Source organism: Pseudomonas sp. PS01303 (assembly GCF_029959385.1).
In the GTDB taxonomy this organism is placed as follows: domain Bacteria; phylum Pseudomonadota; class Gammaproteobacteria; order Pseudomonadales; family Pseudomonadaceae; genus Aquipseudomonas; species Aquipseudomonas rustica.
The window spans coordinates 48,355-60,104 of record NZ_JASCPK010000001.1 but is presented as its reverse complement, the minus strand read 5'-3'; the positions used below and the strand labels follow the sequence as shown (position 1 = coordinate 60,104).

The 11,750-nt window shown below is 56.6% G+C and carries 12 protein-coding genes; 3 read left to right on the top strand and 9 right to left on the bottom strand.

The features are described 5' to 3' along the window. Positions 1 to 2 precede the first annotated feature (2 nt). The 9 genes from QMX93_RS00285 to mnmG form a co-directional block, all read right to left on the bottom strand. Positions 3 to 539: a F0F1 ATP synthase subunit delta gene (locus QMX93_RS00285; protein ID WP_053125286.1), complete on the bottom strand. Its 537-nt coding sequence runs from the start codon at positions 537 to 539 to the stop codon at positions 3 to 5. A 12-nt stretch (positions 540 to 551) separates the two neighbouring features. Next, on the bottom strand, positions 552 to 1,022 hold the full coding sequence (locus QMX93_RS00280; RefSeq protein ID WP_003229781.1) for a F0F1 ATP synthase subunit B: 471 nt from the start codon (positions 1,020 to 1,022) through the stop codon (positions 552 to 554). A 58-nt stretch (positions 1,023 to 1,080) separates the two neighbouring features. Next, positions 1,081 to 1,338 carry a F0F1 ATP synthase subunit C gene (atpE, locus tag QMX93_RS00275; protein ID WP_003097235.1) on the bottom strand — a complete coding sequence of 86 codons (258 nt, stop codon included), beginning with the start codon at positions 1,336 to 1,338 and terminating at the stop codon, positions 1,081 to 1,083. Between the two features lie 133 nt (positions 1,339 to 1,471). After that, positions 1,472 to 2,341, bottom strand: coding sequence for a F0F1 ATP synthase subunit A (gene atpB, locus QMX93_RS00270; RefSeq protein WP_053125288.1), 870 nt, complete (start codon positions 2,339 to 2,341; stop codon positions 1,472 to 1,474). Between the two features lie 16 nt (positions 2,342 to 2,357). Further along, positions 2,358 to 2,765 carry a F0F1 ATP synthase subunit I gene (locus QMX93_RS00265; RefSeq protein ID WP_008084411.1) on the bottom strand — a complete coding sequence of 136 codons (408 nt, stop codon included), beginning with the start codon at positions 2,763 to 2,765 and terminating at the stop codon, positions 2,358 to 2,360. 148 nt (positions 2,766 to 2,913) lie between these two features. Continuing rightward, positions 2,914 to 3,786 carry a ParB/RepB/Spo0J family partition protein gene (locus QMX93_RS00260; protein ID WP_282351272.1) on the bottom strand — a complete coding sequence of 291 codons (873 nt, stop codon included), beginning with the start codon at positions 3,784 to 3,786 and terminating at the stop codon, positions 2,914 to 2,916. A 9-nt stretch (positions 3,787 to 3,795) separates the two neighbouring features. Further along, entirely contained in the window at positions 3,796 to 4,593 is a 798-nt protein-coding gene (locus QMX93_RS00255; RefSeq protein WP_007911909.1) for a ParA family protein, read from the bottom strand. Positions 4,594 to 4,611: 18 nt separating this feature from the next. Continuing rightward, the gene (gene rsmG, locus QMX93_RS00250; protein WP_282351270.1) at positions 4,612 to 5,256 is read right to left on the bottom strand and encodes a 16S rRNA (guanine(527)-N(7))-methyltransferase RsmG; all 645 of its coding nucleotides are present in this window, start codon (positions 5,254 to 5,256) and stop codon (positions 4,612 to 4,614) included. Beyond that, complete coding sequence (gene mnmG, locus QMX93_RS00245) at positions 5,253 to 7,151, bottom strand: tRNA uridine-5-carboxymethylaminomethyl(34) synthesis enzyme MnmG (protein ID WP_053125290.1); 1,899 nt, start codon at positions 7,149 to 7,151, stop codon at positions 5,253 to 5,255. The genes rsmG and mnmG overlap by 4 nt, the downstream gene beginning before the upstream one ends. A 571-nt stretch (positions 7,152 to 7,722) precedes the next feature. Here mnmG and QMX93_RS00240 point away from each other — a divergent pair. From QMX93_RS00240 to QMX93_RS00230, 3 genes are all read left to right on the top strand, one after another. Then, positions 7,723 to 8,229, top strand: a complete 507-nt coding sequence (locus QMX93_RS00240; RefSeq protein ID WP_282351266.1) for a sigma-70 family RNA polymerase sigma factor — start codon at positions 7,723 to 7,725, stop codon at positions 8,227 to 8,229. Next, a complete protein-coding gene (locus tag QMX93_RS00235) occupies positions 8,229 to 9,176 on the top strand; it encodes a FecR domain-containing protein (protein ID WP_282351264.1) in 948 nt (315 codons plus the stop codon). The genes QMX93_RS00240 and QMX93_RS00235 overlap by 1 nt, the downstream gene beginning before the upstream one ends. Positions 9,177 to 9,295: 119 nt before the next feature. Next, positions 9,296 to 11,731: a TonB-dependent siderophore receptor gene (locus QMX93_RS00230; RefSeq protein ID WP_282351261.1), complete on the top strand. Its 2,436-nt coding sequence runs from the start codon at positions 9,296 to 9,298 to the stop codon at positions 11,729 to 11,731. The last annotated feature ends 19 nt before the right edge of the window (positions 11,732 to 11,750 follow it).

Sequence of the window (11,750 nt, the reverse complement as noted above, 5' to 3'; positions counted from 1 at the left end):
ACTCAAGATTTCAATGCTTCGGCAAGTTTCGCGATTTTGCCGCGAATCGAGCCATCGATAACCAGGTCGCCGGCGCGGATGACAACACCCCCAATAAGGGCTTTATCTTCCTCGACTTGCAGGCGCACTTCCCGGTTGAGTCGTGCACTGAGAACCTTGGCGAGTTTGTCTTGCTGTTCTTGGTTCAATGCGAAAGCACTGGTCACTTCAACGTCTACCGACTTCTCTTGTTCGGCCTTGTACAGGTCGAAAAGAGCGGCAATCTCCGGCAGAAGCGGGAGACGGTCGTTTTCGGCAACGACGTTGATGAAGTTCTGTGCCTTGGCATCAAACTTGTCGCCGCACACGTCAATAAACGTGGCGGCCTTTTCTGCGCTCGTCAGTCGCGGGGCCTTGAGCACGCGCTGCATGGTGTCATCTTGTGACACCGCTGCAGCCAGGCCGAGCATGGCTGACCAATTGGCCAGTTGCTGGTGGGCCTGAGCGTGCTCGAAGGCCGCCTTAGCGTAAGGTCGGGCCAACGTGGTCAGTTCTGCCATGATCGCCCTCGCTTAGATTTCAGCAGCCAGTTGGTTAACCAGCTCTGCGTGCGCGTTTTGATCGATTGTGGCACCCAGGATCTTCTCGGCGCCGCCGACAGCCAGCAAACCCACTTGGGCGCGCAGCTTGTCTTTGACACTGTTCAGTTCCTGTTCGATCTCGGCTTGAGCCTGAACCTTCACACGGTCAGCGTCGACACGGGCCTTTTCAACGGCCTCTTCGACAATCTGGTTACCGCGTTTCTTGGCTTGCTCGATGATTTCAGCTGCCTGAGCTTTCGCTTCGCGCAGTTGCTGACCCGCTTTTTCTTGGGCCAACTCCAGGTCGCGAGCTGCACGGCTGGCAGCGTCCAGACCATCAGCGATCTTCTTTTGACGTTCGTGCAGAGCAGCGATGACCGGAGGCCATACATACTTCATGCAGAACAGTACAAAAATCAGGAACGCAACGGACTGGCCAATCAGGGTCGCATTAATGTTCACGCCAACACCTCGCAGTTACGTTGTCCATCACACCAAATTACCCGGAATATCCGAGTAATTAGCCAGCGATCTGACCAACGAACGGGTTCGCGAAGGTGAAGAACAGCGCGATACCAACACCGATCATGGTTACGGCGTCGAGCAGACCGGCAACGATGAACATTTTAACTTGCAGCATTGGAACCATTTCTGGCTGACGCGCTGCGCCTTCCAGGAACTTGCCGCCCAGCAGGCCGAAACCAATTGCGGTACCCAGTGCGCCCAGGCCGATCAACAGTGCAACAGCGATAGCGGTTAGACCAACTACAGTTTCCATCTTTCCTCCCGACTTTTACGTCGTATGGTTTAGGTTTTTTAGATTAAAGCGGTAAAACAAATCGTTTCAGGTGCCCTGTGAAGAGCCCCTTCCCGTTTGACCGGGAAGGACATCAGACTAGTCGAGACTGGTCTTAATGGTTTTCTTCGTGCGCCATCGACAGGTAGACGATGGTCAGCATCATGAAGATGAACGCCTGCAGGGTGATGATCAGGATGTGGAACACAGCCCAAGCCCACTGCAGAACAACGCCCAGGCCGCTCAGCCAGAGCAGACCGCTGCCGAACATCACAGCGATCAGAATGAACACCAGCTCACCGGCATACATGTTGCCGAACAGACGCAGAGCCAGAGAGATCGGTTTAGCGATCAGGGTCACGAATTCCAGCAGGAAGTTCACCGGAATCAGCAGGGCTTGAACGAAGATGTTCTTGCTGCCGAACGGGTGCAGGGTCAGTTCGCCGATGAAGCCGCCGATGCCCTTGACCTTGATGCTGTAGAAAATGATCAGTGCGAAAACCGACAACGCCATGCCCAGAGTTGCGTTCGGGTCGGTAGTCGACACGGCGCGGAACGGGATGTGGTGGTCACCGGAGATCAGGATGGCCAGCTGAGGAATCCAGTCGACCGGGATCAGGTCGACGGCGTTCATCAGGAACACCCAAACGAAGATGGTCAGTGCCAGCGGTGCGATCACCGGGCTACGGCCATGGAAGCTGTCTTTCACGCTGCCATCGACGAATTCGACCAATACTTCAACGAAGTTCTGCAAAGCACCCGGCTGACCCGAAGTCGCTTTCTTGGCCGCCATGCGGAAAAGAAAAACGAAGATCAGACCCAACGCGACCGACCAGCCGAGAGTATCGACGTGGAAAGCCCAGAAGCCCATTTCTTTGGCTTCTGCTGCGGTGTGGGCAAAGCCCCAGCCGCCGTTAGGTAGCTGACCGAAGGTCAGGTTCTGCAAGTGGTGCTGGATATAGCCCGAAGCGGTTGTTTCTGCCATGGTTGCCTCAAACGCCCTAAGGTCTCGAAAGTCTTGTTCTCATCAGCAGGGGAGCGAACCAGCTGACCGACTGAGTCAGCACGAACACGCCGAATACAGCTATCGGCGCCAGCGGCTTCACACCTGCAAACACCAGCGCAAAAAGCACTGCTGTCAAAATCAGTTTGCCTGCCTCGCCGGCATAAAAAGACCGGACGATGGACTGGGCTGCTCGGGCGCCGGAAAACCGAAATGCCTTATGAGCGAAATAAACATTGGGCAGCAAGGCTATCAGGCCTCCGCAAAGTCCCGAGTATCCGGCAACGACTCCGTGCCATTGCCAGAGCGCCAAAGCGGCAATGAGCAAAATGACAAATTGAGCCATTAACACCGGAAATACCGCCAGGCGATGGAACGGCAGGCGGTTTGGCTTGCGGGTTTCCATCACTATTGCTCTCCAATGGTCGGCTGCCAGAATTCAATAACTTGGCATAATTTGTGCCGACAAAATGCGCGCAGAGTATAGGGGCGGTTCTGCCCCTATTCAACTGTCAGGTAGTGATTTCCGACTGCGCGCTACATGAGGAAATGTTTCAGCGGATGTGTGCGAGCACACCTTGAAGCTCATCGAGCGAGTTATAACCGATCACCAACTGACCCTTTCCCTTCTTCCCGTGGCGAATCTGCACCGCAGAGCCTAGGCGCTCGGCCAGACGCTGTTCGAGGCGGGCGATATCCGGGTCGGGTTTGCTGGCCTCCACAGGCTCCGGTTTGCCACTCAACCAATGGCGAACCAGTGCTTCAGTTTGGCGCACGGTCAGACCGCGTGCGACAACATGTCGCGCCCCTTCAACCTGCTGATTCTCGGGCAACCCGAGTAAAGCACGGGCATGGCCCATTTCCAGGTCGCCGTGGGACAGCATGGTCTTGATGACTTCCGGCAGCGCAATAAGTCGCAACAGGTTAGCCACAGTGACGCGGGATTTACCCACAGCCTCGGCAACCTGCTGTTGAGTCAGCTGGAATTCCTGCTGCAAACGCTGCAAGGCCACCGCTTCTTCGATCGGATTGAGGTCTTCGCGCTGGATGTTCTCGATCAGCGCAATGGCGATCGCGGTTTCATCGGGTACGTCGCGCACCATCGCCGGAATGGTTTCCTGCCCGGCTTGCTGGCTCGCGCGCCAGCGACGTTCACCGGCGATGATTTCAAAACGGCCACCGCCAATCGGGCGCACCACGATCGGCTGCATCACGCCTTGTGCCTTGATCGACAGCGCCAGTTCTTCCAGCGCCTGCGGATCCATGTCCCGACGTGGCTGGTATTTGCCGCGCTGGAGCAGATCCAGCGGCAGATGCTGCAGCTCACGGGTGTCAGCTTGCGCGGCTTGTTCTTCCAGCGCGCTGACAGTCGGACCACTCAGCAGTGCATCCAGTCCACGTCCGAGACCTCGTTTCTTGACGGCCATGGGGATTCCTTAAGTTGCCTGAGCGGCGGCGATGCGTGAATTTTTGCGCTGACGGCGAACCATCTCGCCGGCCAGGGCCAGATAAGCCAGGGCGCCACGCGATTGCTTGTCGTAGGCCAGCGCCGGCATGCCGTAGCTTGGCGCTTCGGCCAGACGGATGTTGCGCGGGATCACCGTGTCGTAAAGCTGCTCGCCAAAGTGTTCCTTGAGCTGCGCCGAAACATCGTTCATCAGGCTCAGGCGCGGGTCGTACATGGTGCGCAGCAAACCTTCGACTTTCAGGTTCGGATTGAGCAATTCGGCGATGCGCTTGATGTTATCCACAAGGTCGCTGAGACCTTCGAGCGCAAAGTACTCGCACTGCATGGGGATAATCACCCCGTCAGCGGCGACCAGTGCGTTCAGCGTGAGCATCGACAGCGACGGCGGGCAGTCGATCAAAATGTAATCGTAGTTTTCACGGATCGGCGCCAGCGCGCTGCGCAGACGGCTTTCCTTCATCTGCATTTCCAGCAGCACCACTTCTGCCGCGGTCAAATCGCGGTTGGCCGGCAGCAGTTGATAACCGCCGTGCTCGGAATAGTGCATGGCCTGGGCCAGATCGCATTCGCCGATCAGCAGGTCGTAAACCGAGTTTTCCAGGCCGTGTTTATCCACACCGCTACCCATGGTGGCGTTGCCCTGTGGATCGAGATCGATCAACAGCACCCGGCGCTTGGTCGCGACCAGGGATGCTGCGAGGTTGATGCAGGTGGTGGTCTTGCCCACACCACCCTTTTGGTTCGCTATCGCGAATACCTTAGCCATTCTTGCTTGTGTTCCCAATCATGCCGTGCGGCGCAGTATCAGCAGATGGCGTTGGCCTTGGCAACCGGGTACGGCCAGGGCGTGTTCGCTATCGAGTTTGAAGTCTGCCGGCAATGCTACCAGCTCATCGGCCGGATGAACGCCCTTCATTGCCAGCCAGCGTGTATCGGCATCGCCGAGATGGCGAGTCCAATTGGTGAAGTTCTCCATGCTGCTGAACGCCCGGGAAATGATCCCGTTGAATGGCTGCGCAGGCTGGAACGCTTCGACACGACTGTGGATAACTTGCAGGTTATCCAGTTTGAGTTCGAGTTTGACTTGAGTCAGGAAGCGGGTTTTCTTGCCGTTGCTGTCCAGACAGGTCACTTGCGAGTCCGGGTACAGGATCGCCAACGGGATCCCCGGCATGCCGCCGCCGCTGCCGACGTCGAGCCAACGACCGTTTTCGATGAACGACATCACGCTGAGACTATCGAGCAAGTGGCGCGAGACCATTTCGTCCGGATCGCGCACAGCGGTCAGGTTGTAGGCCTGGTTCCATTTGATCAACAGGGCCAAATAACCCAGCAGCAATTCTTGCTGGGTTTCAGTGAGGTTGACACCGAGCTCGCGGGCTCCTGTGGATAACTCTTCGGCGTGTTGCGAAGTGACCTTAGAACTCAAGCGCTTTGCTCCAACTGACGGCCCGCGCCGCGTTTTTTCAAATGAATCATCAACAGCGAAATCGCTGCCGGGGTCACGCCCGGGATCCGCGAAGCCTGGCCTAGCGTCTCTGGTCGAGTCGCGCCGAGCTTGCTCTGGATCTCCTTGGAGAGACCGGAAATGTTGGTGTAATCGATATCCACAGGCAATTTCGTGTCTTCGCTGGCGCGCAGACGGGCGATTTCGTCCTGTTGACGGTCGATGTAACCGGCGTATTTGGTCTTGATTTCAACCTGCTCGGCAACCTGTGGATCTTCGGCGCCGTTGCCGGTCACTTCGACCAGACCAGCGTAGTCGATTTCCGGACGGCTCAAGAGGTTGAGCAAGTTGTATTCGTGAGTCAGTGGCGTACCGAATTTTTCGGCAATCGCATCGCCCTGCTGGGTATTCGGGCGAACCCAGGTGCTTTTCAGGCGCTGCTCTTCGAGTTCGATGCTTTCGCGTTTCTTGCAGAAGGCCGCCCAACGCGCGTCATCGACCAGACCGAGCTCGCGACCTTTTTCGGTCAGACGCAGGTCGGCGTTGTCCTCGCGCAGGATCAGGCGGTACTCGGCACGGGAAGTGAACATGCGGTACGGCTCTTGGGTACCGAGGGTGATCAGGTCGTCGACCAAAACACCGATGTACGCTTCATCGCGACGCGGGCACCAGGCTTCTTTGCCCTTGGCGCGCAGTGCGGCGTTGGCGCCAGCGAGCAAACCTTGCGCGCCGGCTTCTTCGTAACCGGTGGTGCCGTTGATTTGCCCGGCGAAGAACAGACCGCCGATGACTTTGGTTTCCAGGCTGTACTTCAGGTCGCGCGGATCGAAGTAGTCGTACTCGATCGCATAACCCGGACGCACGATGTGCGCGTTTTCCATGCCGCGAATCGATTGCACGATCTGCAATTGCACGTCGAACGGCAAGCTTGTGGATATCCCGTTCGGATACAGCTCATGGGTGGTCAAACCTTCCGGCTCGATAAACACCTGATGGCTTTCCTTGTCGGCAAAGCGGTGGATCTTGTCTTCGATCGACGGGCAATAGCGCGGGCCGATGCCTTCGATTTCACCGGCAGCGGAATACATCGGCGAACGATCGAGGTTCGCGGCGATGATTTCGTGGGTGCGGGCGTTGGTGTGAGTAATCCAGCAGCTGACCTGGCGTGGATGCTGTTCTTTGTTGCCCATGAACGACATCACCGGGATCGGCGTATCACCGGGTTGCTCGGTCATTACCGAGAAATCCACAGACTTGCCGTCAATACGTGGCGGTGTGCCGGTTTTCAGGCGACCGACACGCAATGGCATTTCACGCAGACGGTGTGCCAGGGCGATCGACGGCGGATCACCGGCACGGCCGCCGGAAAAATTCTGCAAACCGATGTGGATAAGTCCGCCGAGGAACGTACCGGTGGTCAACACCACGGAATCGGCGAAGAACCGCAGACCCATTTGCGTGACAACACCGCGGACTTGTTCCTGCTCGACGATCAGGTCATCAGCAGCTTGTTGAAATATCCACAGGTTCGGCTGATTTTCCAGAATTTCGCGGACAGCGGCTTTATACAAAATCCGGTCAGCTTGCGCACGGGTCGCCCGTACGGCCGGGCCTTTGCGGCTGTTCAACACGCGAAACTGGATGCCGCCCTTATCGGTCGCCATGGCCATCGCGCCGCCGAGGGCGTCGATTTCCTTGACCAGATGGCTTTTGCCAATGCCACCGATGGCCGGGTTGCAACTCATGGCACCGAGGGTTTCCACGTTATGCGTCAGCAACAGGGTTTTTGCCCCCATACGTGCTGAGGCCAGTGCTGCCTCGGTACCGGCATGACCGCCGCCGATGACGATCACTTCAAAACGGGAAGGGAAATCCACCACGCACCTCGTGCCTGCTTAAGTAGGTAATTCAGGAATAGTTTGAGATCAGGATTTTGAACCTGGTCGACAAGTATAGGGACTTCGCCCTTCCTAAAGAACCCTTTGCACAAAATTTAACCAGCTGTGGAGAACTCAAGGTTAAAAGAATAAAAAAGAGAGAAATTTATAAAACCTTTGTTTTTATGTTTATTTCTACTGAGCCTACTTTCTGTGGATAGATCGCTACAGGCCTTTATATTCAATATGTACAGAGATTCAAAACCCTGTGTTCATGTGCCAATGAGGGCCTTGGATAACCGGTTTAAGCCTGTGGATGAAAGGGGTGGTTATCCACAGAGGGGTTTATATCCAGTTTTGAAGCCCTGTTATCAACTGCCCTTAGTGGCAGTTATTCACAGGGCTTAATCCACAGAAAAGCGATAAAACGGCGTTTTCGAGGCGCAAGAAAAATCGCCAACGAGGGTTCGCTGGCGACAAAGAAGCCGATGGAGGGAAGTGCGAGGGCTATTGTGAGAGGACGTAACAGAGGCTAATAATAGGCATTATCATTAACTCGCCTATTTTCCCCATGTCCCTAACCGCCCACACTGCTGCGATCGAGCAAATCTACGAGCAACACCATTCGTGGCTATACGGGTGGCTCAAGGGAAAATTGCATGACGCCTGCGATGCCGCCGATGTCGCGCATGACACGTTCGTGCGGATTCTGGCGGCGCGCAATGCCGCACAGATTCGTGAGCCACGGGATTATCTGGCGACCATTGCACGCGGTCTGGTCATTGATCGTTATAGAAGGCAGGCCATCGAAGCCGCGTATTTGCAGACCCTCGCGGCTCGACCGGAAGCCACCGCCATCAGCGAGGAAGACAAGGCGCTGATCATCGAAACTCTGGTCGCTGTGGATAAAGCCTTGGCCGGGCTCGGCGCCAGAAGCCAACAAATCTTCATGCTCTCGCAAATCGATGGCCTGACTTATCAACAGATCGCTTTGCAGCTGAAGGTTTCGCTGACCACGGTGAAGAAGCACATGATCCGCGCGCTGACGGAATGTGCCCTGATCATGGCGCAACGTTGATGGCCATCGCCCCCAATCGCCAGATCTTCGAAGCGGCCGCCAGTTGGTATGTGCAGTTTCAGGCGGATCCGCCAACGCTCGCCGAACAAAAGGCCTGGCAGTTGTGGATAGATAGCGACCCGGCGCATCTGGCGGCGTGGAACCAGATGGAACAACTGCAGCGCCACCTCGGCACGCTGCCACAGGATCTGAAACGTCGCGCGCTGAATAACGGTCAGCAACGTCGCCAAGTGCTGAAATTGTTGCTGCTCGTTGCGGGCACGGGGTTTGTAGGCTGGAATGTTCAGCAACACACTTCCTTGGGAAATGTCTGGGCCGACTATAAAACCGGCGTTGGCCAGCGTCGCAATATCACATTGGCGGATGGCAGCCAGATTCAACTCAACGCCGACACTGCGATTGATGTGTCTTTCGACCCGGCGCAGCGGCTGATTCGCCTGCGCTCCGGCGAGATCCTCATTCAAACCGGCAAGCTTGGTGATCATCGGCCCTTTTTCGTCGAAACCCGGGATGGCCGGATTCAAGCACTCGGCACTCGTTTCTCCGTTCACCAGCTATCGAGTTCTACCCGAGTTGGAGTGCTGGAAGACCGGGTCAGTGTTCAGCCCGGTGATACTTCAACGGCCGCAACAATCTTGCAGGCAGGCGAAGGCGCTGATTTTGATCGTCAGCACATAGGCCTCATTCATCCGTTCAAACCCTCGGAAGTGGCGTGGATCAACGGCCAATTGATCGTTCTCGATGCACGCTTGGGCGATGTGATTGAAGAATTGGGCCGTTATCGCAGTGGGGTTTTGCATTGCGATGCGCGTGCCCGGGAGCTGCGGGTTTCCGGGACATTCCGCCTCAATTCAACTGACGCTGTCCTGGCCAATCTACAGGCGTCGCTGCCGATCAACGTGCGCTATTTCACTCGTTACTGGGTCTCGATCAGCCACAACGTTTGAACGAAATTTCGCCTGGGCAAAATAAATCGCAAACAGGGTTATCTTTTTTCGCCCTGACCCGGCCCTACAGGTAATCGCGATAAACGCGGCTCTTTGCCACCTTCAGGGCTTATCCACCCATGCGTCTTCCCACGTTTCGTCAGCGTTTTTCCTACCACTGCATTGCTTACAGCCTACTGATGACCAGCGCCGCGTCCTGCCTGGTGATTAGCCATAACGCCGTCGCTGCATCGGCCACTCAGCGTTATGCGATTGCAGCGGGCCCTCTGGACAATGCACTGAGCCAGTTCGCCTCGGCCGCCAACGTGATTCTGTCGTTCTCGCCGCAACAGACCAGCCGTTTGCGCAGTGTCGGGTTGAACGGCAACTTCACCGTCGACCAAGGTTTTGCCCAACTGCTGCAAGGCTCAGGTTTGCAAGCCGTACCGCAGGCGCCGGGCAGTTACATTCTGCAGGCGCTGCCAAACGGCGACTCATTGGAATTGGCCCCGACCAACATCAATGGTCAGTTGGCCAACCCGATGAATCTGGATTACGCGGCGGACGTCGGATACAAGGCGCAGAACAGTCGAATCGGTACGAAAACCAGTACGCCGTTGTCGGAAACGCCGCGCTCGGTGTCAGTCGTCACCGCCCAGCGCATGAAAGATCAGAAATCTCAGACACTCACCGAGGTGCTCGGCTACGTGCCGGGGATCTTTGCCCCACCGTTCGCCGCCGGCGACAGTCTGGCTGGAGACCTGTTCTATATTCGCGGTTTCAACGCCACCGATTACGGCTACGGTCTGTTGCGCGATGGACTACGCGTCCAGGGCAATCGGTATGACACCAGCACCGAGCCTTACGGACTTGAGCGGGTCGAGATTTTCCGCGGCCCGTCTTCTCTGCTGTATGGGGAGAACGCACCGGGCGGCCTGGTCAATCTGGTGAGCAAACGCCCAACCGCCGCACCGCAAGGCGAAGTGCAATTGGGTTATGGCTCGAACAATCGCCGGCAGATCGGCGTCGATGTCTCCGGCCCGCTCAATGACAGCGGCAACGTACTCGGACGCGTGGTGATGCTTGGCCGCAAGTCCGACACCCAGACCGATCACGTTCCGGACGACCGCATTTACATCGCGCCATCGCTGACCCTGAATTTCGACGATTACAACACGCTGACCCTGCTGGCCAACTACCAGAAGGATCACACCAACATGGAACTTGGCCTACCGGCCGCCGGGACTTTGCTGACCAACCCCAACGGCAAGTTATCCAAAGGCACCATGCTCGGCGACCCAGACTGGAACACTTTCGAACGGGAAACCTGGAGCACCGGCTACGAGTTCAGCCACTCGTTCAACGACGACTGGCAGTTCCGCCAGAACTCGCGCTACATGCAGTCGCGCATCACCCGTCACGAAACCTGGCCGGGCAACCTCAATAACGCCGGGTTCGGTACGCGTCTGAACATGACGGCGTACGATCGCTTCAACAAATCGATGGTGTACTCGCTGGATAACCAGCTGGAAGGCAAATTCCAGGTCGGCGGTCTGGAGAACACCGTGTTGTTCGGCGCCAGCTACGATCGCACCTCCTTTAATCAGGACTGGAACGCCGGCATCGTCGGGCCGATCGATGTGTATAACCCGGTGTACTTGCGCGATCCGACCACGCCGATTGCGGTGCAAAACACCTTGCTGGAACAGCAGATGAAAGGGGTTTATGCACAGATCCAGAGCAAGTACGACCACTGGCTGTTCCTGCTCGGTGGTCGTCAGGATTGGGTCGACAGTGATTTTCGCGACAAGGTGGCCCAGTCGAGCGACATCAGCTCCGAGGATAAGAAATTCACCTATCAGGGCGGGGTGATGTACCAGTTCGACAACGGCATGACGCCGTATGTCAGCTACTCGACCTCTTTCGTGCCGGTTCAGCAGATTTCCAATGCCGGCGCGCCGCTCGATCCGATCACCAGCAGCCAATACGAAGTGGGCCTGAAGTACGAACCGATCGGCTGGGACACTGCTTTCACTGCATCGGTGTATGACCTGCGCAAAAAGGACGACACCTACTTCGACGCCACCACGTCGAGTTATCGCCAAGTGGGCGAAAGCCGTTCCAAGGGTGTGGAACTGGAACTCAACAGCAACCTGACCCAGAACCTCAACGTCACTGCGGCTTATACCTACACCGACGCGCGAATCACCAAGGATGCCGCGACTTCTTTGGTCAAAGGCCATCAAATGACCGGCGTGCCGCGTAATCAGGCTTCGGTATGGGCGAAATACCGTTTCCTCGATGGCGACTTGAAAGGTTTGTACTTAGGCGGCGGTGTGCGTTACTTCGACAGTGCCTTCGCTTACACCTCGCCTTCTCTCTACGGAAAGCTGGATGCCGGCGATGTCACCTTGGTGGATGCAGCCATCGGTTATCAGATCGATACGCACTGGAGCGTCGACCTGAATGCAAAGAACCTGTTCGACAAGGAATATGTGTCGGGTTGCAACGACGCGGGTCGTTGCTATTGGGGTGAGGATCGCACTCTGCTCGGTACAGTTTCCTACAACTGGTAAAACGAAAAAGGGGCTGTGG

Coding starts and splice junctions, on each gene's coding strand:
- QMX93_RS00260 (WP_282351272.1), bottom strand. CDS start 3,786: ATGGCCGTCAAGAAACGAGGTCTCGGACGTGGACTGGATGCACTGCTG.
- atpB (WP_053125288.1), bottom strand. CDS start 2,341: ATGGCAGAAACAACCGCTTCGGGCTATATCCAGCACCACTTGCAGAAC.
- QMX93_RS00235 (WP_282351264.1), top strand. CDS start 8,229: ATGGCCATCGCCCCCAATCGCCAGATCTTCGAAGCGGCCGCCAGTTGG.
- atpE (WP_003097235.1), bottom strand. CDS start 1,338: ATGGAAACTGTAGTTGGTCTAACCGCTATCGCTGTTGCACTGTTGATC.
- QMX93_RS00240 (WP_282351266.1), top strand. CDS start 7,723: ATGTCCCTAACCGCCCACACTGCTGCGATCGAGCAAATCTACGAGCAA.
- QMX93_RS00230 (WP_282351261.1), top strand. CDS start 9,296: ATGCGTCTTCCCACGTTTCGTCAGCGTTTTTCCTACCACTGCATTGCT.
- QMX93_RS00255 (WP_007911909.1), bottom strand. CDS start 4,593: ATGGCTAAGGTATTCGCGATAGCGAACCAAAAGGGTGGTGTGGGCAAG.
- QMX93_RS00265 (WP_008084411.1), bottom strand. CDS start 2,765: ATGGAAACCCGCAAGCCAAACCGCCTGCCGTTCCATCGCCTGGCGGTA.
- QMX93_RS00285 (WP_053125286.1), bottom strand. CDS start 539: ATGGCAGAACTGACCACGTTGGCCCGACCTTACGCTAAGGCGGCCTTC.